This is a genomic window from Nostoc sp. (genome assembly GCF_036917975.1).
Lineage (GTDB): Bacteria > Cyanobacteriota > Cyanobacteriia > Cyanobacteriales > Nostocaceae > Nostoc.
In genome coordinates this window covers 16,525-38,563 of the sequence record NZ_JBALEJ010000050.1, presented here as the reverse complement: position 1 = coordinate 38,563, position 22,039 = coordinate 16,525, and the positions used below count along the sequence as shown (strand labels likewise).

Genomic DNA, 22,039 nt, shown 5'->3' with positions numbered 1-22,039 from the left:
CTCTCTTCTCTCTGTGTTCTCTGCGCCTCTGCGGTTAGTTTCTATTACTTAAAATATTTCTTCCTCACCTTCGCATATATCCTCTGAGCGAGTAATTTCGCCATCCGTATTTTCGTCAAACTCTTAATATTAGATGGCTGCTGAATTTTATGATCAAAAAACTCATTCAACTCATCCAGAATAACTTGGAAACGCTGAATAATATTTTCAGTCCGATGTTCAACCAAAAAATCTTCGGACAAGTTAAACAATACTGAGGATTCAATTACCTTGAGAATACGTTCGACATCATATTCTTGAGAATACCCAGCAATTTTATAGCAATTAAATCCCGGATCTAAGTAATCAGCCAATCCACCGTTAACACTAGAAAATACTTGACAGCCACAGGCCAGAGCTTCCATTGGTTGTAGACCAAATCCTTCACTAACGCGCTGTTGTGCCCAGTACTCAGCAGAATCATAGAGGTAAACCTTAGCTCGGTTGAATAGTCCAGGCAAATCCTCTATGTATGAATCCACAACCAATACTTTACAACGTTTTTGCAAGGCCGGAATCAATTCTTTAATTAAATACTCAGAAGACTTCCGAGCTTGAACTAAAACATCAATATCCCGTTCCAGACCTAAATTTTGAAACTCATCAGAAATTTGATTGGGCAAATAATAAATCAGAGAATTGGGTGATTTTTCTCCCCAATATCCCATCGTATAGCGGCTCACAGTCATGATCGGAATACTTGCAGGTAGTCTAAATGGATAACCTGCGCTGTGTGCATGGTAAACGACATTGTATTGCTTAAGTTTAGCCACAAGTTGAGCTATATCAAATCCCCAACTGATGACAAAAATTACATCATTTAAATTTTTCTCTTCTAGCAAATCATCGAGAAAAAGCTTATCTTTTTCTCGTTGACGGTAAGTTACAACATCAGCACTACAAATATGCTGAACTAGATTAAGTGCTTTTAATTCTGCCCAAAGACCACCACAGGCAAATTTGCCATCTGTACCGGGGAGTAAGAAGTAAAGTTTTCTCATAATTTTTTTAGGGAAGTGGGGAGTAGGGAGTGGGGAATGGGGGAAGAGAAGGGAACAATAGACATCTCCATAAATTAAATATGCGTTATCCAGAACCCTTGTAGAGACGTAGCAGTGCTACGTCTCTACATTCTTTTTCGGAGATGTCTAATATCTTGTTCATCCTCCTCATTTCCCTCATATCTACTCTTGCCAGCCCACTTTAACAAAATGTGCCTCACGTCCCCAAACGTCGCGTGTACGGGTAATATTTTCAATTGCTAGGTTAAAAGGAATGGCAGTTGTGAGGTAACGCTGTGCTATAGAACCTAAATCAGGCGCGAGTTCTGCGGCTGTCGTTGCTGCTAACCCCAAACCTATAAGTTGTTCAATTGGTCGAAATGGTAACAACAGATGCACACCCATAGCTAGTCCAGCGGTTAAGAGCATTGCTACTGATAAATTTGTGCCACAACGGGGATGTACAGCCAAATCCCATTCTCCACTGGTGATGCGATGTCGAGCAAGTGTGACTGCACGCCGCAAATCACTAATATTTACCTCACCATAAAGGTAGAATCCATGTTCAGTAGACAAACCGCCTAATAGCTCATTATCTAGTTGAACATTAGTGGATTCTCCTCTAGCAGGATAGGCACTTTTTGATTCGCTGAGAACCCAAACAGTAGCATGTTCTAGGGCATGAACCTGCCGCAACATCAAAATTTCTTTCAACCCTGGAATAAACGATAGCTGTCTGAGTAAGTCGGTGTCTTGTGTGGGTTGTGGAAAGTCTGAAAATTGGTCTTCAAGACTTGGAACTTTCTCAGATACAGGTGTCGTAAAATCAAAGTTAAAAAATTCAAAGGGAGACGAGCTACCCTGAAAAGAAGCGGAAGTATTCATTGGAACACTACTCCCAAAGCCGATGGGGCAACATAGATTTCTTTCAAATGTAACGCTTGCACCACTGAATTGTTGCTAATTTTTGTAGATGATTTTTAGTTAGGGAATGGGGCATTGGGCATTGGGCATTGGGCATTGTAGATGCTTCTCCCTATTCCCTATTCCCTATTCCCTATTCCCCATTCCCCATTCCCCAGTCCCCATTCCCCATTCCCCACTCCTACATCTGTTCTGCTGAATAAGAAATTCTGATCTTTATAGTTTCCGAGTCCGAGGGTCAGCTGGCTCCACTAACATAAAATCCGGCTGAGTGAAGGACTCGGAACTTTTGGTAGAGTGTTCACACTGAAAACTTAGGCGTGAAGATGGGAAAATCAGTAAAACTCAAAATTGGCTTGTAACTATACCAGACCAAAGCAATTACGTTGCTATTAGTAAATTGTTTATTCGATCTGGTTAGGCAGAGTACAGCAATTGACATCGTTCAAACAGACTTTGCCCCACTGTAAAGCCCAGCGGACAAGGGCTACTCGATTATCTGTCTCGGTCTTGGTGAGAATATTACTGATATGGTTATCAACTGTACGCTTGCTAATCTCCAGTTTTCCCGCAATCTCTTGGTTAGTTAAGCCAGCGGCTACTAAGTCGATAATTTGCAGTTCTCTGTCTGACAGACTAACGGGGGTCTCGGACTTGCCACCAGCCATGACTATTTCTATCCTCCCTTGGTATATGTACTCAATCGCTCTTTCTAATTCTAGAAGATTCTTTTCTTGGTAGGGGTTTCAAGTGTTAGCAGTAATAAGATTGTCAATATTTTCTTTGGATTTCAAATTGACATCCAGATAAAACACTCAGTCTTGAAAGTAATAAATATAGCTCAATGAAATGAAAACGTCGTCTAAGCACTTAGCTGAAATAAGTGAGATGAAAAGCACGTACATATTATATAAGTAGTAAAAATTGCCATTTAATTCTATTAAGGACTGGCGACAGATTAGCAAAAATTATTGTAGATTTTATACTGTAAATTCCTAATCACAAATCGAAATCTAAAATTTAAAATGAGATGAGCAATCCCCGTGTTTTGTGCCTTGGTGAAATTTTGTTTGATTGTTTAGCCGATCAATTGGGGCTAAAGCTGGAAGAAGTGAAATCTTGGACTCCCTACCCAGGAGGGGCACCTGCTAATGTCGCCTGTGCTTTAGTCAAGTTGGGGACATCAGCAGGATTTATTGGAGCTGTTGGCGAAGATGAACCAGGGAATGCATTGGTCAAGGTATTACAAGATGTAGGTGTAGAAACGACGGGGATACAACGCCATCCCACAGCGCCAACGCGGCAAGTTTATGTTACACGGGATCTGGCTGGCGATCGCACTTTTGCCGGATTTGGTGAGTATGATACTTCTGAATTTGCCGATACTCGCCTGCAAGCTAAACAATTGTCAGATTCACTGTTTCAAGAGGCAGATTTTCTGGTTTTGGGTACTTTGGAATTAGCCTATCCTGAAAGTGAAAAGGCAATTCACCGTGCTTTAGAGTTAGCAGAACGTTATGACTTGAAAATTGTGCTGGATGTCAACTGGCGTCCTGTATTTTGGGATGAACCAAACATCGCTCATCAAAAAATTCCAGAATTATTTAAGCGAGTTGATTTCCTGAAACTCTCCAAAGAAGAAGCGGAATGGCTATTTGAAACCGCAGATCCCGGAGCTATCACTTACCGTCTAGCTTCCATTGAGGGGGTATTGGTGACAGATGGGGAAAACGGTTGCACTTATTGTCTGGGTGAGAACGAAGGCAAATTACCCTCGTTTTCCATTCCTGTAGTTGATACAACTGGTGCAGGAGATAGTTTTTTAGCAGGATTTATCCATCAGTTGAGTCAGAATGGCATCCACGGCTTGCGGGATGCAGAAACAGCAAAACGCATTGTTACTTATGCCAGTGCTGTTGGGGCACTGACTACCATTAAAGCAGGTGCGATCGCTTCTCAACCAACAAGTGCTGAAGTCGAAGCTTTTCTAGCTACCCATCAACTTTAGTAATTAGCACAAGCCACTGGGATATCAGCCACCAAAGGCTGATATTCTCAATAGTCTGTCAATAAATAATTGATAGATAAATTCACTGTAGAGACGGCGATTTATCGCGTCTCTTATTCATCGCGTCTCTCTAACCGTCAAAATGAATTTGACAAACTAGTAGTTGGACTCTACAAAACGCATCAAAAGTCTTGAACATGAAAAAAATATTAAATCTTAATGCTTTAATTATCTGCATAAACAGCAATGCTGATACATATAAGTGAATAGAAAGTAAAAATTAGTTTAAGGTATTGGCAAAGCATTATGAAAAACATTACAAAATGGCTTTTGGGTTTGGCGATTGTTCCTGCAAGCTTAGTATTAGTATCTAGTCATGCTAAAGCCAGTCAAATAGCTGGTGAGTGGTTCTTTGGTCTCTGGGATTGTAATATTGACGGTAGACCAGCCCAAATGCAGTGGAAAGTAGTCGATGACCCACAAACTAGTTGTAATGGTGATGTTTGCTCTACGACTTCTGGTGTCCGTCTTGTCGGGCGGTTCAGTGATAATGGTAGTGCGTGGGTTCCTCTAGGAAAACGTTTTTCCAGCACCAAAAGACAGGATTTAGGTATTCGTTATTTAGGTGCAGAACAAGATAACTGGTATCTCAAATACAACAGTCGTACTAAAATCGCAGATGGTTGGACGACATGGCGGGGTAAGCGCTACCCACTGCAATGTCGTAATCGCAGATAAACTTTAATTTAACTTGACAGGCTAATACTAAAGTATGGTCTTAACTTGCTGCCACAGATTATCAATGCTCACAAACTCATAACCTTCTTGTAGCAGTTGCGGAATGAGAATTTGAATTGTGGCAGTAACATCTTGTCCACCGCAAGCACCATCATGCAAAACAATTATTGAACCATTTTTAACCTGCTGCATAATTCGCCGTACCACGGTAGTGACACCGGGTCGCACCCAGTCTTCTGGTACAACACTCCACATCACTGGGCGGTAATTCCACTGAAAGAACAATTTTAAAGTAGCAGGTGTAAATAAACCATTGGGAGGGCGGACATCTCGCACTTGTTCAGATTGCAGATTGCAGGCGTTGTAGATAGCAGCTTGGGTTTTTTCTAAAGTTTCCTTTAAGTCATTTGGGGAAAGTAGGGGAAAAGAGCGATGATCGTAGCCATGCAATCCGATCCAGTGTCCGCGATCGCTAACAGCTTTTGCAATGGCTGGTGAACGATTGACGCAAACACCCAACCAAAAAAAACTCGCTGTAATGTTGTAACGATCTAATACAGCCAAGACTTCAGGTGTGTATTGGGGATGTGGCCCATCATCGAATGTGAGTGCGATCGCTTTAGTCTGAGAATTTCCACACCAAAGACAGTTGGGAAAACTCGGCTGGAGAATGCGGTAGAAAATTGGGAATAGAGGCGCAAATTGCATCTTGAGTATTTCCGTAGCTTTCAAGAAATTTTATACATTCATTTCTCAAAACTGTCTAATTTGAAATCTATATCCCAATATATATCTATAACAATTGGGGACTTTTAGTAAAGGTGCTAAAGTTCCGGGTGTGGAGTTGCAAAACCATAAAGACCATTAAGGGTTGGTTCATGATGGTAGACCCAACCCACAAACTCAGGAGTATGACGACCAAAAATGTAAATCCCGTCTCTTTCTCTACTCAAGTCAAGCCAGGCAGCAGTCATCCATTCTCGGTATCCAGACTCGGCGTAGCGATCGCATTTTTCCAGAGGTAGAAAGCACTTCAAACGAGTATCAAGGGCGTGGCAGACATAGTTTTTGACAGCAAATATTGATAACCCCTCAGCACGCCTTTCAACAGCTAAATTGATGCGATGGTGATACCACATCATATCTTGATATAAGTCTTGAAAATCGCAGACTTGTAAACCAGATTGTGTCATGTAAGTTTTGACCTTGGGTTGGAATAGTTTACCCCAAGCCTCAAAGCTCATACCCCATGCTGGGTCTTGTTGTTTACGTCGTTTGGCTTCGCCCATAGATGTGACTCCAAGTGAGAGCATTCATGACGATACAGTCTTAATTGCTATTACATTACCTAACATACACAAATTATCTTCAGATTTGTGCTACTTATTTGCTTGATAGCAAATGTACTGTTTTTTGTCAAAGTTTTGTTTATAAGGGAAATGCCGAAAACCCCTGAGAGACAGGTGCGTAAGCACCGTATCTCGTACTTCAGGAACGCTGAGGACGTTGATAGAAAGTTACGGGAGCTACCGCAAGATTTGGAAAAAGCGATCGCAGGTGTACCAGAATATTTTAATCTACGCCCCAGTCTGATTATCCCAGCCAAACAAATCACACTCCAGCAAATTCTTGATTGTCCTTATCAGGGATAGCAATATAGCTCTCTACGCATTATCTGAAGGAGCGATCGCTTTGTATATTTTGTCCTGGAAACTAGCGGATAGGATAATTTTACAAAATAAGCTGAGAGCAGTTCACGTATGTTCAACTAAAAAACTCTTCAAATCTCCTCCGAAAACAACGATTCTAAATCTCGACGCGCACTTACCACGCGCAAAATTTCTATCCCATCATCTAATACTCGATAAAAGATGATATATCCATCAAGTGGAACACCACGCAACTCAGAATTAATCCGAAAATAACTACGTCCCATATTGGGAAAATTTGCTAAGTTTTGGCACTTTTTGTTAAATTCTCTCAAAAGTTTTTCTCCTGTTTCCAAGTTTATAGCTAAAAAATAATCTCCAATTTCATTTAAATCTCGACTTGCAGACGGTGAGATAATATATTGATTCACTCCGCAGCCTCACGCGCTTTTTGAAATCTTTCTAGTATCTGTATGACAACTGTCTCACCATCTAGTCCTTCTCCTCTGTCAAGTTCTGCAATAGCAACATCTACTTTTTGCCGAGTTTCTTCTACCCACTGCATATACTCATCATTCAATTTTTCTAGTAATCGCAATGCTGTATCAATTACTTCATCCGCATTCGTAAATCTACCACTAGCAATTTGCGCTTTGATTAATTGCTCATGTTCGGGCTTAATATTAATAGTCATAGGTTAAATACTTTAATATACGGCTATCAATCATTTTAGACGATACTCTTTGTGAGTCACTTCTCTAGCTTGGGCTGCATCCTAAGCGTAGCTATGCCGCAGGCTTTACGCGATCGCCTCACACTGATGCCGGGATTACAGCCGACAACACTTATGCAGTCGGCAACCGACTCAACAATGTGCCAGAGAGTCAAGCGATCGCAGTAAGATTATTGAAAATCTATCTCATTAACTTTGACCCTCTACCAATTATGACCATCACCCTGACGCAGAACTGACTTTTACCGTTAAGTCTCAAAAGGCTTGCTCACAAAGGATTTTAGATAAAGCACAGCACATAGGGTACAGTAATTGAAATTGGGTGCTAAAGGTGACAAATAATGTTGGACTGGTGGGAGAAAAATTTTGCTACTTGTGAATTAGGCGATTACCTACGGTAGGCTTCGCCAACGCCGATTGAATGAGGGTGCGAGGTGCGATTTTGCCAAGTTAATCTCCGTACTCCTTACCGTTTTGATAATCGAGATCCACTTGAAGTTTATGCTGTTTATGCCATAGAAATAGATTGTCCAGAAGGTGAAACTCCTGTAGAATGGATGTTATTGACAACAGAAGCAGTCACCGATGCAACTATTGCTGCTACAATTCTGCGTTGGTATTCTTACCGTTGGCGAGTAGAGGAATATCATAAAATTTTAAAATCGGGGTGTCAAGTTGAACGATACAGACTTGCTGCCGATGGTATGAAGGCAATACTATTGGTTTTTGAGTATAATTGCTGTTGAACTGTTGCAGCTGACTTATTTACCGAAAAATTGGGTCTAGAGCTACGTGCTTCACGCAATACTTTAAAGTAATGAGTAATGAGTGGATGAAAAATGGGTATTTACTCATTACTTATTACTTATTACTCATTACTCCAGAATCCCCGACCGTTCACTGCGGTGAGGATGTCAACAGAGTACGGTGGGTTTAAGTCCCCCGGTTCTCTTCACCGGCAAGTTTTGGGTCGGGGTCTAAATCCCCGGACGCGACGCTCGAGTACTCGCTTGCCGCCGGCGCTATCGCAGACTCGCTTTGCGCGTCGCTTTCACAAAACTTACTTGCGACTTGCGACTTGCGACTTGTTTTAAACCGCACCCAGCCGGATACCAACGCTACTGAACTGCTCAATCCCCTTGAGATCAAGGTAATGAGCGCCAAATCACCCAAACTCCCCAAGGTATTGCGCTATAGAAGGCCAATTCAGTATTCATGGTCATGATGAAAAATTCAGGTTTCTTTTAGGCGCAAGAAAAGAAATTGTGCTTGAAATGACCTAAAAATCTGGTTGTCCAGTCTCGTGTTATATTACTAAATCGTTGTTCTAGGGACTAGGAGGAATAATAATCCCCAATCCCCAGTGCCCAATCCCCATCAATTTAATGGCTTGTATATATCCTCAGAACTGGGATTGAGATAAGGACGCTGCAAATCTATTAGATGCCGCGCAAAATGTTGGTCAATAACCCTCATCCGTTCCTCCATCGCATTTTTACCTTTTTGCCAAGCTTCCAATAAAGCATTAGCAACGATTTGGCAACGGTTCATTCCAAAACTTTCTTGTGCTGCAAATTTTTGGGTTGGTTCCTCAGCTAAACCTAACCCTGGGGCTAAAAATTTGGTAAACAAAGGAATTTTGGGCTGGAAATGGGATTGATTTTCGATATAAACAGCCTGAAGGATTGTGCGGATTGCTGGATAGTCGGGGATTTCAAAGTAAAGTAGCCCCGAATCATAGCGTGCGTATGCAGAAGGGTTGTGGAGAACCTGAAAGCTAAAGGGAATCGAGGCTGCGTTTAATTGCAGTGTCAAGCTTTCCATGAGAGCGATCGCACCGGATGGCGTAAAGTTAAAGTAGATTCGCCCTGCTCCTAAATCGGCATCTGGGTTACTTTGCCGTTCCTGTCCAAAATTGCTAACTGCTAAGTAACAGCCATTTTGCAGTCGATTTTTGGGCATCCAGATTGCTAGCATGTCACCCACTTTGGTAGATTTCTTACTGGATTTTAGATGGCAATCTGGCTCAACATAAAGTGTTAAACCACCTTTAGTCACCGCCATAGTTCCATCAGGTTCTTTTCGCAACACCTGCCATTGAGGGTCAAAGTAACCTATGCCGTGATTACTGGCGTGTAGTTGCTCATAAAAGTCCCAATCAATCTCCAAAATGGAATTGTCTGCTAAATTATGCTTTGGTGGGTGATTAGTACTATCAGTATTGACGGCTAAAGTACTTTGTAGGGAGCCATTGTAATAGATGCCATAGAGAAAATTTCTTAGCAATAAAGAGAGATATTTCTGTTGTAAATCTACGGAATTTTGCTGAAATCTATCGGCTATTTTAGTCGGCAGAGCAAAAGGCTGATAATTGGGATGGTAAATACAAAAATTAGACTCAATCTGGATATTCTGAGCAATATCAAATAGAGAATTTAGCGATTGATTGATAGAAGAATTTAGCATTATTCATTCAGAAATCAAACTTTAACAAAATAGAATTCAGGAGTCAGAATACAGAATTGTGTGTTCTTGTTGAAATTACTACTAACAACCACGCAACCGAGTTTTTTCGTAATAAATACGAAGTAACTGCTGTTCCCTTACAGGCTGAGTGAATTTATGGATTTTTGCCACAGGATTCAGAATTTCTGACTCTGATATCCCGAAAATGGTTAGTATCGCTTGCTCTGGCATTGTTAGTAAACTTTTTGCTACTTGCAGCATACAGAGTTCAGCATTATTAAAGTATTTATGGCACGTAATCGTATCTTGAATTTGATGAATCAGTGCCAGCCCCGCAAACTGGATAACACGCAAAATAAAGTCACTGCGGTATTCCAAAATCATCGGGAAAGCATTCACATAAGCTCTAATTAGAGCAATCAGTGAAGGTTGTAAAATCTCTAACGGTGTCAACGCCAAATGTAGAGATTCTTCTAACTCAATGGTGGGGTCTACTACCAGACTCTTGAGCCAAATTCTGAAGTAGCTTGCTAGTAAAGTTCCTAAATCAAAGGCTGGGTCTCCCCAAGAACAAGCTTCCCAGTCAATTAGTCGTACTAGGCAATTGTCTAGTTGTTCCCACCTGGAATGAACTAAAATATTGTTCAATTTCAGGTTGTTGTGAGTCAAGCAGGAAGGATTCCAGCTATATGCCAAATCTGCGATCGCAGATTCCAAACTCTCGTACTGTTGATAGAGAACATAGAATTTCAGTGCATTCGTGGGAACAGTCCTAAAAATCTCCGGCCCCATTGACCCTAACCCTTGCGCCGGATTGTAAAAGCCATAGCGAAACTCTCCTTGAGGAGCAGTTGCCATAAAATTCTGATATTCTCGGCGGTTGTAGGTGGCGCGATGCAGTCCCGCTAAAGTAGTGCCGATAGCAGAAGCAATTTCTTGTGGAAAAATCTCATTGTTGTGGTACAATATCGCAAGTTCCACATATTCACTCAGGTAACTGCGGACAAGAATAGAATTTTCTTCGTCAAAATGCACTACCAATGGCGCGATTGCTGAAGTGTTACCTAAAACTGGAAACTGTTGGAGCAACTGGTGAAATAGCCACTCCTGAAACAATTCATGAGGCGCGGCGTCCTTGTTGTTAACGTTACGTTCTTGTTTCAGGAGCAACTGGCGATTATCTGCTAAAGTCACCAGTATATTGAAATTGTTCTGACTACTTCCTGGTAACTCAGATTTATCTGATAAGTCATCTTCTGAGCTACACAGACCCGCGTCTTGTAGGTACTGGATAACGTTATGAGAAGACAGTGATAATACCATGTATTACTTCCTACTTCGTTAAATTAGTTAAACTTATCTGTGTCAAATTTGCTTGGTCTTAACAGTTTTCAGTAGATAGGAATTAGTGCTAGAAGGCAGATGTGAATAAAGATAAAGATTTGTACAATCTACTAATATCCCATATTTGGGAGAGAAACCTGCCAAAATGGCACCAAGTTCTTTGCAATTCCTTTAAAATTTGCTCCAAGATACCGTCACATCTTTACACCTTATCAGCATAGTTACTTAGATACATATAAAGTAAGTTTTGTGGTAGAGCTTTTTGATGTAGCCCCATCTCCTTTTTACGTGGCAAAGAAGCATCCCCAGCAAAAAACTGATGTTCAGTAGTCATCCTGAAAGCAGTGAAGAATTTCAATAATCCTTCGCGGTAAGAAGCATGACATTCAATGCTATTACTTTTATTTATCATCACGAAGCCAAAAAAACCGGAGTTTTTCGGTAATTAGTAATTATTTTTTGATTTAATTTTCCTAATTTATGCTTGAAAGCCTTGTTATCACGTTATTTTCGTCACCGAAAAATTGTAGATGACTATGGGCGATCGCAAACAAAGGCTACATGAGTGCTGCTTATGTAACTGCACTCTTGCCAAGGTTGAAACAGTACCTTTTTCAAGTATGAGTATGTCACCATTGTGTGAGCATTTTAGGGAAGGCAACGAGTGAAAAGACTACTACTGTGTGCAAATCGCTTGCCTCTGAGAAAGCCTGTATTAGCTCCAGGACAAATGTACCGGAGAGTTTCTGGTGTAAAACTTTTTAACAATAATTGAAGACTTTGAATTTGTCTTGGCCAGTGAAAGGTCTTAGCTGTCCGTAATGGTACTGCTTCACCCTGCTGGTTAGGAACTAAGTGGCGACCAGAAAACAATATACCTCCAAGTTCACTATAGTAGAGACAAGATGAGCCGGGAGAGTGACCTGGTGTCCAAATCACTTGTGTTGCTGCATCAAGAGTAAATTCTTGCCTAAAGGTAGTTACGGTTAAGCCTGGTAATAAATAAGCTTCTTGCTCTTGAATCAGCACCTCACAGCCAAAGGTTTGCTGAAATTCAGCAGTCTTGCCAATCGCGCCTCGATGGGTGAGAAATAACCAACGCACGCCTCCATGAGTTTGCAAAAAATCTTGATTTGTTTGCTCTAGGGCAGGGCAATCTATGAGGATATTGCCTTCATTTCTTACAATAAGATAAGAGGTTCCCCCTAATGTGTCCCGATTGGGTGGAAAAGCAAAAATGCTCTCTTGTGCGAAGTCCGATTGCAGAGAACTTCCGCTAGGAACTCCGTCAAGAAAGACAGCGCGTGGTGGCTTAGTTTTATGACTTGGTTGTTGAGGTAAAGGGCACATAATCAAAGTAAACAATCTGGTTACAGTGTGGCAATTCTCAAGATTGAACTGGGGATTGGGGATTAGGGATTGGGGACTAGGGACTAGGGATTGGGGACTAGGGACTAGGGACTAGGGACTAGGGACTAGGGACTGGTACGCCAACCAAATCTTAAAAGAATTTCTTTCCCAGTCCCCAATACCCAGTCCCCAATACCCAGTCCCCTGTTAACCTTTATGAAAAAAATTGGGATTTGAGGTCTGCCTTGTAGTTAATGCTATGGTGCTGAAGCTACTGGTGGGGCGTTTCGTCAAAATTACTGAAGATAATATGGCATTTTGGTTTCTGTTTATCCTCCTGCTGGGGCTAGCTACCTATCTAATGGTGCAGCGCAGCGTCGCTCACATCACCCGAACACCAGTATGGTTGTTGTGGCTGGTTTTAATGACACCAGCATTTCTGTTGAGTGGATGGACACTGTTCTACGGTGCGAAACAACCGCCGCCGCCAGGGCTGATCATCTGGTCGATATTTGTCTGCACAGTGTTGTACTGGACGTTGTTTCACTGGGGGCGTCAAGTACCAAGAGATACACAGACCCAAGCCCAAGCCCAAGCCTCAGAATCGCAACCGACTATCCAGCCTACCCCAGAACCAATAGTGCGTCCCATTGAACCAATAGAAGAAACCCTACTACGAAATTGTTTTCCTTGGTCTGTATACTACGTTCAAAATATTGAGTATCGACCACAATCTGTAATTTGCCGTGGTCAGTTGCGAACTAAAGCCAGCAATGCTTACCAAGAGATTAAGACTAATATTGAAGCACAATTTGGCGATCGCTTCTTGCTAATCTTTCAAGAAGGTCTAAATGATAAACCTTTCTTTGTGCTGGTTCCTAACGTTCAAGCTGCTAAAGAGAGAAATACACCACGACGCGACCAAGAACGCTTAACTCGACCAGGATTAGCACTTCTACTACTCGTAGCTACTTTACTAACTACTACCTTGGTAGGTGTGGAAATTGCTGGTGTTACTCTGCCGCCTATATGGAATATTGGCTCTTTGTTCAAAATTCTATCTAACCCAGATATCCTATTTAAGGGATTGCCCTATGCTTTAGGATTGATGACTATTTTGGGCATTCATGAATTTGGGCATTATTTGACAGCGAGATTTTACAAGATTCGCTCGACGTTACCTTACTTTATTCCCGTGCCTTTCTTCTTGGGAACTTTTGGTGCATTTATTCAGATGCGTAGTCCCATTCCCAACCGTAAAGCTTTATTTGATATTAGTATCGCTGGGCCATTTGCAGGTTTTGTTGTTACCTTGCCATTACTAATATGGGGCTTGGCTCATTCTGATATAGTTTCCCTGAATGAAAAAACCCCACTTTTGAATTTTGATGCCCTCAATCCTAAGTATTCAATTTTACTGGCGCTACTCTCGAAGTTTGCTTTAGGAAGTCAGTTAACAGCAAAATCAGCCCTTCACCTGCATCCAGTTGCAGTCGCAGGTTTTCTGGGATTAATTGTCACAGCGTTAAATTTAATGCCTGTGGGACAACTAGATGGCGGTCATATTGTCCATGCGATGTTTGGACAAAGAACTGCTCTGGTAATTGGTCAAATTGCTCGGATGTTGTTGCTATTACTGGCTTTAGTACGAGAAGAATTTTTGGTGTGGGCGATTATCTTATTATTTATGCCGTTGATTGATGAACCGGCGCTGAATGATGTCACTGAATTGGATAACCAACGTGACGTTTGGGGATTATTGGCAATGGCTTTGTTGATTGTAATTATTCTGCCATTACCGCAAGCGATCGCTAACTTTTTGCAAATTTAACAGAATAACCCCTACTTTCTATTGCCCACTCCCCCTTTTTGTTAAAACGTAAAAGTAGTACGAAGTACACCTACAGTTGTGGTTTCGTTTCTGCTGTCACCTTCTGGGTTAAACAGAATAAAGGCACCAGGGGTGATGCTGATATTGTCGCTGACTTTAACGCGATAATACCCTTCTAAATGGTAAGGAGTCGCTCGATTGTCACCAAGTTGAGCCGAACCACTAGCATCAGTACGGTAAAGGGGTTGACCAAAAATAATCCCTGCATTGTTCCCTGACTTGAGTAAATCTTGAAAGTGAATTCCTACCATCCAACTTGTAAAGGTGGTGGAAGCATTGACGCTACTAGAAGAAGCATCGACAAACAAGGCTGCACCATAACCAGACAAGGCTATTTTTGGAGACAATCGCCATGTTACCGTACTCCCAACAGAGTTGAGCGCCACTGGTGTCCCAGCCGCAACCCCTGGTAAAGCACCGATATCATCACTAACTAATCCTGTACCCAAAATATTAATTTCGTGATAGCTGTGGGCATAGTTGATACCAATATCAATATCGCGACTTGGCTTCAAGGTTAACTGTGCGGCTATAACACTACTACCACTAAATAAACCTGCACCCAAAGGTGTAGTAGAAACTCCTGGTAGTGCCTCACTTGCAGATTTTTGGGGTAAATTGGCATTTACACTGCCGTATAAAGCTCTAAAATCCAAATTTGGCGAAATGTTAAAAATAAATCCCGCCGCCGATGCTAAACCAGTACCCGAAGTTCCACCAGAAACCCGTAGCACAGGATTCAAGCCGCCAAAACGAGAAATTGATTCTTGTCCTTCACCATAAAAAGGTGTAATGGCTGGGAAAGCATCTGATGTTTCCGCCGCAGTTCCCGCAAACAAGGTTAATTTATTAGCGATGGGAAAGATATACAGTAATTTGTAAAGCTGAACACTGTTTGCACCAACACTCGACAAAGTATTGACATTTAACCCCGGAAATTGTGGCTCAAAACTGGTACGTGCGCTACTCGCACTTAAAAGCGGCGCAGCTAACCCTAAACTTTGTTGTAAGCTACCCTGTCCATCGGCTCCACCCAAAAAGTTATAAGCTTGCAATCCAGTAATTAATAAATCTTTACCAGTAAAGCTAGTGGTAAGATTTAACCGCACTCTATTGACTAGCATGAAATTCGGATCGCTCTTATTGGGAGCGCCGCCAGTAGCACCAACACCAGCAATAATTGCCTCACCATTAAGTTTGGTAGTAGTAGAAAACTGATTTGCTTCTAGTTTTGCTGTGCGTTCTTCTACAGCATCTACTCGACCCCGTAATGTTACCAATTCCGCAGCAAATTGTTCTTGCAGTTTTTGCAACTTGGCTAAATCCTCTTTTTTGACCAAATCACCAGTTGCAGTCGCAATCAGTTCGTTTATTCGAGATAAACAAGCATTTAAGCCAGCCGCAAATTCATAGCGAGTCATCGCTCGATTCCCACGATAGGTTTCATTGGGATAACCTGCGATACAACCATAGCGCTCAACTAAAGATTGTAGTGCTTGAAAAGCCCAATCTGTGGGCTGTACATCAGACAATTGGGACACGGATGTTACTTGTGCAAGTTTGTCTGATGGTTGAGATGAATTTGTAGATCGGGGTGTGATTGCCTGCAAAGAATTATTAGCAGAATCTACCTCTAAATTTTTTTGGCTTTCATTAGATATCGGTAATTCATCAGAAATAGCATTAGCTAAATTGCTTTTGTTAAAATAAATTTTTTCATGGTTTTCAACATCTTGATAAATTGCTACATTTTTATTTTCAATCTCTAAACTAGGCAGGGCTTGTACTGGTGATAAGCCAGCAATTAACCATAAAAAGCCCACTCCCCCAGCACAAGCTAGTAGATATTTTGCCATGATAACTCCCAATCTATATATGAAATGGTGACAAACTTGATTGCGATATTTAAATGGTATTGATAAGTAAATTTAAAGTTAGCAAGATAGTATTGTTAACTTTAAAATTTGCAAATCAAAAAGCTTTTTCCTGATTTGACTTATCAAAGCATCCGTTTATATCGCAAGTATTAAATTATAGTAAATACTATTTCTGCAAAGAATTAACAATTAGTGCTATTGATAATTCTAATAATTACTATTGACAAAATAATAATTAGATTGGTGTACTTTTATGGTATTAGATATAAGATAAACGTTTATGAAATATAGCAATTTTAAATCAGTGGTGAATAAGCAGATACCCGACTTCTCTAAGAAGTCGGGTATCTAAGTGTTTTGATTTAAGGGAACTCCAAGAAATAAATTATTCAATATTGTGGGGTGGGCATCTTGCCCGCCCAGTCTGTATGGCGGGCGAGACGCCCACCCCACAAGAGTTAATTGAATATTTTTTTATTTGGAAATCCCTAAACGAAAGCAAATTTTAATTCCCCAAAGGAGTTTATCGTTTTGCTAATTCTGGAGTCCGCCCCTTCAAGCCAATCATCAATTTCAGCATAAATACTTTTACTACAGGTACTCGCTGCAATAACCATAAACCTAAGCGACGAACTACCACCACAAGGAAGAAATTATTAGAGAACATCCGATCTAACAAATCGGTGAAACCTAAAATTGTCAGATTTTCTAACTTGCGCCAGCGTTCATAACCTTTGAGAATCTGAATATCGCCAATATCTTTACCCGCTTTGTGCGCGGCTTGAATTACTTGCGCCAAAGCTGCTGCATCCCGAATACCCAAATTTAAACCTTGTCCGCCGACGGGATGGCAATTGTGCGCTGCATCACCAATTAATGCTAGTCGGGGGAGAACGTAGCGATCGCTTTGCATGAGTTGTACTTGAAAAACAAAGCGATCGCCTAGTAATTCCAGTTTCCCCATCTGATCGCCATAGCGGCGGCTTAATTCTGCCAAAAATTGCTCATCGTTTAAAGCACACAAAGCTTTTGCTTCTTCATGGGGGGCTGTCCAAACAATGCGGCAACGGTTCCCCGGTAAAGGTAAAATCGCAAATGGCCCGCTAGACCAAAATCTCTCGTAAGCAGTGTTATTGTGGGGTTTTTCTGGTTTGACAAAGGCGACGATGCAAGATTGCCAATATTTCCAGCCGGAAGTTTTGATTCCAGCTGCTTGCCGAATTGGCGATCGCGATCCATCTGCTGCGACAACTAATTTGCTGCGAACTGTCTTTAGCCGATCGGCAACTTTTATATCAATGGCGACTATATTCTGCTGGTATTGCGTATTTACCACTTCCGCCGGACAGAGATAAGTCACATTTGGGCAATCTTGGACGAAATCTTGCAGCGGCTGCAACAGCGCTTGGTGTTCCGCCACATAACCCAACTCTGCTGTATTTATATCATCTGTGGTAAATTCCACCACATCGGGATAATCGGCATCTGAAAGACGAACTCGGCAATATTTAGCGATTTGAGGCAACATTTTCTCCCAAACGCCAATACCTTCATAAATTAGCGACGAAAGTTTGTGAACTGCATAAGCTTGTCCTTTCGCTACCGCCGCAGATGCCACTTTCGCTTCAATTAGCAAGACACTCAAGCCAGAATCTTTTAAAGCAGAGGCTAGAGTTAACCCAATAATCCCACCGCCGACAATTACCAAATCATATTCATATCCCGGCTCATTTGGCGGTGTTGGTTGAGGGGAAATTTGCTCAAGCTGCGTTATGGTCATTGTTAAGTTAGATTACAGCGTCTTAACTCTTATTTTGACGCGATCGCGGCTCCTAGAGCAACTTTAAAAGCTAAACACAGCTTTGCACAAGTTCGTAGCAAATTATTAAACCAATAACATAGCATTCCGCGATCGCTTCACAGCTGTTTGTAATTCCCCCGACAACCAGCTATCAAATTGCGGATAAACTGGCGATCGCGGCACTAATTCCCACCCCGCAGGCTGTAAAATTTCTCTTAATGCCTGTTCCTGAACATGAGGATAATCGGGATTGACTTCATCTTTTGGCCCAATTCCGCCCAAATCTCTTGCACCAGCTTCAATACAAGCGAGTAACCATCGGTCATCTAGAATTAAGTTTGGCGGAATTTGAATCGTAATATCTGGCGGTAAAATCTGACGCGCCCTACAAATTACTTCGGGTAACTGATGAGGGTCAAAAGGTGGTGCATCAAAGGTTTGTTGATATCCTGGACTATGAGGTTGCAGGATAACTTCTTGAATGTGATGGTAACGTTGGTGCATATCAGATATAGCTTCCAAGGTTTCCCACCAATCATCTATAGTTTCCCCAATTCCCAACAGTAACCCAGTTGTAAAAGGAATTTGTAACTCTCCCGCCCATTGCAATTGTTGTAAACGAACTTCTGGTAATTTACTCGGTGCGTGGCGATGTACACTATTTAACAATGTTGGCGTTAACTGTTCCAACATCAGCCCCATCGAAACATTTACACGCTTGAGCTTTTGCATTTCCTCAAAACTCAGTGGACCCGCATTTGTATGAGGTAAAAACCCCATTGAAAGCGCTAATTCACACAAATTATAAATCCGCTCAAACCACACCTGACGCTTTGGTGAATGTGGATGCACTTCACCGCTAAGTATGAGAATTTCACAGACTTTTTGGTTTTGAAGTGGTTTTAAAATATTTTCTGCATCTGAAAGACTCATCCAGGGACTTTTACCCGGTTCGCTGCGAAAGTTGCAGTAGCTACAGCGATTAAAGCACTCGTAAGTGGGAACGATTGTATAAGCAGGGCTATAGGTAACAAGACGAGAATTATTAATTGGCATAAGCAGAATAAATTTGCTTTTATTGACGCTCCCCTTTCCTGTTGGTGCGGGGATTCTTTAATCAAAGACGTTGCTTACTCAGGCAGGATTACTCCAACCTGGATAGAGGCATCATCTCCTAAAGCGTTGCTTGCGTCTAGCGCAAAGGTTCCGGTATGCCCTATTCCAATCCTCGACTAACGCACCCACATTCAATACTGTTCGGTTAAGGCAAGAGACGCGATGAATCGGCGTCTCTACAATAATCAGTCTTTTGTAGAGACGCCGATTTATCGCGTCTTTGAGATTTATAATTTTCATCAAAAAACCTTAACCGAACGGTATTGCACCCACATTTACAAACGTGTGTCCTGGTAGATAGAGTTTTCTTAACATTTTTCATCCCCTACCTAAAAGGACAGAATACGGTACTGCGTACCTGTTCTTTAGGGGCTTTCAAACTTCCCAGTCTTTCTTATAAAATCGGATGGAGCTAATTAATAGGTTTTAAAGTTTTGTTAGCAGCATTACTTCATGGTCAAGAAGATTTACGCCTAGAGCAAGTTCCCGATCCCACTCCGGCGGCTGGCGAAGTTGTGATCCAGGTAGGGGCAGCAACAACTTGTGGTACAGATTTGAAAGTCTGGCGGCGTGGTAGTCATGCCAAAATGCTCATACCGCCGACGCTGTTTGGTCATGAAGGTGCTGGGCGAATTGTTGCCTTGGGTGCTGGGGTGATAAATTGGCAAGTAGGCGATCGCATCGTCGCTAATAATTCCGCTCCATGCATGAAGTGCTTTTTTTGTCAACGCCAAGAATATTCCTTATGTCCAAATTTGACATGGAATAATGGTACATTTGCCCAATACCTGAAAATTCCCGCACCGATAGTAGAGCATAATTTGTTGCACATTCCTGATGAGTTGCCGTGGGAATTGGCAGCGATGACGGAACCTCTAGCTTGTGTGTTGCATGGTGTAGCGCGTTCTCATATTAAATCTAAAGATAAAGTAGTCGTGTTGGGAGATGGGGCGATCGGGTTGATGTTTGTGGCGACGTTGAGTGAGAAAGCTGAAGTTTTGCTGTGGGGAGGTAATAACCACAGATTAGAAATTGGTCAGAAATTGGGTGCAGCCCAGACCTTTAATTATCATCAAATCTCGGATATTCCCAGTGTGGTCAAAGAACTAACCCAAGGATGGGGCGCAGATGTAGTAATTGAAGCCACTGGTGTACCAAGTGTTTGGGAAACTGCGATCGCCTGCGCCCGTCCTGGTGCAACAGTCAACTTATTCGGTGGATGTCCACGAGATACTAGCATTACTGTCAATACAGAACAGCTACACTATAGCGAACTTACCATTAAAGGCGTGTTTCATAATACACCAGAGTATGTGCGATCGGCTTTATCACTGATAGCTAGTCGCAAAATTCCCTTTGAGTTACTTATTAGCGAACAGCGGCCATTAAAAGATTTAGAACAGGTGTTTTCTGATATGAAAGCGCGAAAGGTGATTAAGGTAGCAATGATTCCTTAGTATTTTGGCAGCCAATTCACAGGGCACACTACAATAACTAGATATAGCAACACAGACTTAGGGCTAAAGTACTATGACTCCTAAAGTCATTACCCCAGTATTGATGATTGAACCCTCATCATGGTTGCGCTCTGGCATTACCATTGAGAAAGTTGATAATGTTAACCTTGCTAAGTTCACAGATGAGTTACATACTCGTCTAGAAGAATTGCTTGAGAAACGAAAATCTGGATTGCTGACTCCTGAAGAAGAAGCAGAATATGCTGGAATTTCTGAACTGGAGCGCATCCTAAGTTTTGTTAACGCTAAACTGATTGCCAGTCGTGGGTGTTAAAGATGCCACTCGGCAGTTTGTGCGCGAAAGAGCTAAATATCTGTGTGAATATTGCCACTCTCCAGAACGCTCCAGTTCAGATCGCTTCACAATTGATCATCTTGTTCCACAATCATTAGGTGGCTCAGATGCAGATGACAACTTAGCTCTAGCTTGTCGTCGCTGTAATGAGCGTCGTTACAACTTCACAAGTGGTGTTGATGTTCAAACTCAGCAAGAAGTCGCCCTATTCAATCCTCGTCAGCAAGACTGGGTAGATCACTTCATCAGCCTTTTTTAGCTGCTAAACGGGCATAATCTCCCAGCCATTCCGATTTCTGAACCTCAGATTTGAAGTTAAAAAGTCCTATTTCTAGCAATCCAATAATGACACTTTTACGCCATAGTACTTTTCTCTGACCTATCCTGGATCTTTGTGATTGATCAAAATAAGCTTCTATAGAAATATCTGGCAATAACTGTAAATTCAAGTCACGCATTATTTTCTGCCGAAATTTTAGATGCGATCGCAATAGTTCTTCAGGAGTTACTCCCTGTTTAACAACAATTATTCTTTTTGGGCGGCGTAAAAAGGCGTAGAGAATAGCGTGATTAGGAGAATTATCTCTAAAACTAACTGACCATTCTTGCTCTAAAGCACTACCAATAGCACAAAAGACTGACGAATGCCCAGGTGTTTGAATGACTTCTGCAAAACAAAAATGTTTTGGATGGGAAAAAATTCTAGCGACAGTAAGGGAAGATTTTGACAGTTCTAAGTCTTCTAAGTCACTAATTCTAGTAAAACCGAGGGACTCTAAAGCATTCGTGTAGTAATTTAAAGTCTTAATATCTATTTGAGATAGAGATTCTAAATGTGCTGGTACAAATTTTAATTTGCTAGAAATAGTTGAGAGAAATACTATCTTGCCAACTACTTCAAAGAATATGATAACTGGTATGATATTAATAATTATATAGCATATATCTGCCGGAATAAATTTTAGATCGAGTAGAAAATGCAGTATTCTCTTATGGAGGAAAGCCTTCCAAATAAAAATGAAGCTAAAAGCATAGATATATGTAATTATTTTTGTTCTCATGTCTGGATTTTGGGTATTTAAATGCCACTTGCTGTTAGATAGTCCGTTAAATTTACTATCACTCTATCATCTGGTTCCCAAAAAATAAATATCTCAAACATTAAAAGACAAGATTTTCTACAGAGCCATCCTCCTCACAAAGCTATGGTGTATACACAAGTCCTAAAAGCCTAGCTTTGTAAGGCTTTCCTTGTTCCCATGCGGAACATTTTTTACGGCGAAATAATCT

General features: G+C 41.5%; 22 protein-coding genes and 2 pseudogenes. 9 read left to right on the top strand and 15 right to left on the bottom strand.

Annotated elements, in window-relative coordinates; all coding sequences use genetic code 11:
* Positions 1-44 precede the first annotated feature (44 nt).
* The 3 genes from V7K76_RS22560 to V7K76_RS22550 all read right to left on the bottom strand — a co-directional run bounded on the left by V7K76_RS22560 (position 45) and on the right by V7K76_RS22550 (position 2,632).
* The gene (locus V7K76_RS22560; protein WP_334775723.1) at positions 45-1,040 is read right to left on the bottom strand and encodes a glycosyltransferase; all 996 of its coding nucleotides are present in this window, start codon (positions 1,038-1,040) and stop codon (positions 45-47) included.
* A gap of 183 nt (positions 1,041-1,223) precedes the next feature.
* Positions 1,224-1,925, bottom strand: a complete 702-nt coding sequence (locus tag V7K76_RS22555) for a DUF6391 domain-containing protein (protein ID WP_334775724.1) — start codon at positions 1,923-1,925, stop codon at positions 1,224-1,226.
* 443 nt (positions 1,926-2,368) lie between these two features.
* Positions 2,369-2,632, bottom strand: a complete 264-nt coding sequence (locus tag V7K76_RS22550; protein WP_099103136.1) for a helix-turn-helix domain-containing protein — start codon at positions 2,630-2,632, stop codon at positions 2,369-2,371.
* A 362-nt stretch (positions 2,633-2,994) separates the two neighbouring features.
* Between V7K76_RS22550 and V7K76_RS22545 the strand changes: the two genes are divergently transcribed.
* The gene (locus V7K76_RS22545; protein WP_334775725.1) at positions 2,995-3,972 is read left to right on the top strand and encodes a carbohydrate kinase family protein; all 978 of its coding nucleotides are present in this window, start codon (positions 2,995-2,997) and stop codon (positions 3,970-3,972) included.
* A 306-nt stretch (positions 3,973-4,278) separates the two neighbouring features.
* Positions 4,279-4,710: a DUF6006 family protein gene (locus V7K76_RS22540; protein ID WP_334775726.1), complete on the top strand. Its 432-nt coding sequence runs from the start codon at positions 4,279-4,281 to the stop codon at positions 4,708-4,710.
* Positions 4,711-4,737: 27 nt separating this feature from the next.
* Here V7K76_RS22540 and V7K76_RS22535 read toward each other — a convergent pair whose 3' ends face one another.
* Positions 4,738-5,418 carry a polysaccharide deacetylase family protein gene (locus V7K76_RS22535; protein ID WP_334775727.1) on the bottom strand — a complete coding sequence of 227 codons (681 nt, stop codon included), beginning with the start codon at positions 5,416-5,418 and terminating at the stop codon, positions 4,738-4,740.
* A 116-nt stretch (positions 5,419-5,534) separates the two neighbouring features.
* Positions 5,535-5,999, bottom strand: coding sequence for a hypothetical protein (locus V7K76_RS22530; RefSeq protein WP_334775728.1), 465 nt, complete (start codon positions 5,997-5,999; stop codon positions 5,535-5,537).
* Between the two features lie 150 nt (positions 6,000-6,149).
* Here V7K76_RS22530 and V7K76_RS22525 point away from each other — a divergent pair, with 150 nt between their 5' ends.
* Complete coding sequence (locus tag V7K76_RS22525; protein ID WP_334775729.1) at positions 6,150-6,362, top strand: hypothetical protein; 213 nt, start codon at positions 6,150-6,152, stop codon at positions 6,360-6,362.
* 128 nt (positions 6,363-6,490) lie between these two features.
* Here V7K76_RS22525 and V7K76_RS22520 read toward each other — a convergent pair whose 3' ends face one another.
* Together V7K76_RS22520 and V7K76_RS22515 are read right to left on the bottom strand one after the other, a co-directional pair.
* Positions 6,491-6,790 (bottom strand): type II toxin-antitoxin system RelE/ParE family toxin, encoded by a 300-nt coding sequence (locus V7K76_RS22520; protein ID WP_334775730.1) that lies wholly within the window; start codon positions 6,788-6,790, stop codon positions 6,491-6,493.
* The gene (locus V7K76_RS22515; protein ID WP_334775731.1) at positions 6,787-7,053 is read right to left on the bottom strand and encodes a ribbon-helix-helix domain-containing protein; all 267 of its coding nucleotides are present in this window, start codon (positions 7,051-7,053) and stop codon (positions 6,787-6,789) included. Before V7K76_RS22515 ends, V7K76_RS22520 begins: the two co-directional genes overlap by 4 nt.
* Before the next feature lie 473 nt (positions 7,054-7,526).
* Between V7K76_RS22515 and V7K76_RS22510 the strand changes: the two are divergent.
* A pseudogene (locus V7K76_RS22510) lies at positions 7,527-7,866 on the top strand (transposase); the annotation flags it as partial.
* 603 nt (positions 7,867-8,469) lie between these two features.
* Here the strand turns inward: V7K76_RS22510 and V7K76_RS22505 are convergent.
* From V7K76_RS22505 to V7K76_RS22490, 4 genes are all read right to left on the bottom strand, one after another.
* Complete coding sequence (locus V7K76_RS22505; RefSeq protein WP_334775733.1) at positions 8,470-9,558, bottom strand: T3SS effector HopA1 family protein; 1,089 nt, start codon at positions 9,556-9,558, stop codon at positions 8,470-8,472.
* An 81-nt stretch (positions 9,559-9,639) separates the two neighbouring features.
* Positions 9,640-10,881, bottom strand: coding sequence for a phosphotransferase (locus V7K76_RS22500; protein ID WP_334775735.1), 1,242 nt, complete (start codon positions 10,879-10,881; stop codon positions 9,640-9,642).
* 223 nt (positions 10,882-11,104) lie between these two features.
* The gene (locus V7K76_RS22495) at positions 11,105-11,317 is read right to left on the bottom strand and encodes a hypothetical protein (protein WP_335030017.1); all 213 of its coding nucleotides are present in this window, start codon (positions 11,315-11,317) and stop codon (positions 11,105-11,107) included.
* A gap of 233 nt (positions 11,318-11,550) precedes the next feature.
* The gene (locus tag V7K76_RS22490; protein WP_334775737.1) at positions 11,551-12,252 is read right to left on the bottom strand and encodes an MBL fold metallo-hydrolase; all 702 of its coding nucleotides are present in this window, start codon (positions 12,250-12,252) and stop codon (positions 11,551-11,553) included.
* 310 nt (positions 12,253-12,562) lie between these two features.
* On the opposite strand from V7K76_RS22490, the gene V7K76_RS22485 reads away from it, so the two are divergent.
* Positions 12,563-14,083 carry a site-2 protease family protein gene (locus V7K76_RS22485; protein ID WP_334775764.1) on the top strand — a complete coding sequence of 507 codons (1,521 nt, stop codon included), beginning with the start codon at positions 12,563-12,565 and terminating at the stop codon, positions 14,081-14,083.
* Positions 14,084-14,124: 41 nt separating this feature from the next.
* Here the strand turns inward: V7K76_RS22485 and V7K76_RS22480 are convergent, their stop codons facing one another.
* The 3 genes from V7K76_RS22480 to cofG all read right to left on the bottom strand — a co-directional run bounded on the left by V7K76_RS22480 (position 14,125) and on the right by cofG (position 18,877).
* The gene (locus V7K76_RS22480) at positions 14,125-15,999 is read right to left on the bottom strand and encodes an iron uptake porin (protein ID WP_334775738.1); all 1,875 of its coding nucleotides are present in this window, start codon (positions 15,997-15,999) and stop codon (positions 14,125-14,127) included.
* A 544-nt stretch (positions 16,000-16,543) separates the two neighbouring features.
* A complete protein-coding gene (locus V7K76_RS22475; RefSeq protein WP_334775739.1) occupies positions 16,544-17,800 on the bottom strand; it encodes an FAD-dependent hydroxylase in 1,257 nt (418 codons plus the stop codon).
* A 105-nt stretch (positions 17,801-17,905) separates the two neighbouring features.
* Positions 17,906-18,877 (bottom strand): 7,8-didemethyl-8-hydroxy-5-deazariboflavin synthase subunit CofG, encoded by a 972-nt coding sequence (cofG, locus tag V7K76_RS22470; RefSeq protein WP_334775740.1) that lies wholly within the window; start codon positions 18,875-18,877, stop codon positions 17,906-17,908.
* 222 nt (positions 18,878-19,099) lie between these two features.
* Here cofG and V7K76_RS22465 point away from each other — a divergent pair, with 222 nt between their 5' ends.
* From V7K76_RS22465 to V7K76_RS22450, 4 genes and pseudogenes are all read left to right on the top strand, one after another.
* Positions 19,100-19,234, top strand: a complete 135-nt coding sequence (locus tag V7K76_RS22465) for a hypothetical protein (protein WP_334952613.1) — start codon at positions 19,100-19,102, stop codon at positions 19,232-19,234.
* A 137-nt stretch (positions 19,235-19,371) separates the two neighbouring features.
* On the top strand, positions 19,372-20,394 hold the full coding sequence (locus V7K76_RS22460) for a zinc-dependent alcohol dehydrogenase (protein ID WP_334775741.1): 1,023 nt from the start codon (positions 19,372-19,374) through the stop codon (positions 20,392-20,394).
* Positions 20,395-20,467: 73 nt separating this feature from the next.
* Positions 20,468-20,728 carry a hypothetical protein gene (locus V7K76_RS22455; RefSeq protein WP_334775742.1) on the top strand — a complete coding sequence of 87 codons (261 nt, stop codon included), beginning with the start codon at positions 20,468-20,470 and terminating at the stop codon, positions 20,726-20,728.
* Positions 20,718-20,996: pseudogene (locus V7K76_RS22450) on the top strand (HNH endonuclease); the annotation flags it as partial. The gene V7K76_RS22455 and the pseudogene V7K76_RS22450, both read left to right, overlap by 11 nt.
* Here the strand turns inward: V7K76_RS22450 and V7K76_RS22445 are convergent.
* A complete protein-coding gene (locus V7K76_RS22445; RefSeq protein WP_334775744.1) occupies positions 20,995-21,810 on the bottom strand; it encodes a hypothetical protein in 816 nt (271 codons plus the stop codon). The pseudogene V7K76_RS22450 and the gene V7K76_RS22445 sit on opposite strands and share 2 nt — an antisense overlap.
* Positions 21,811-22,039 lie beyond the last annotated feature (229 nt).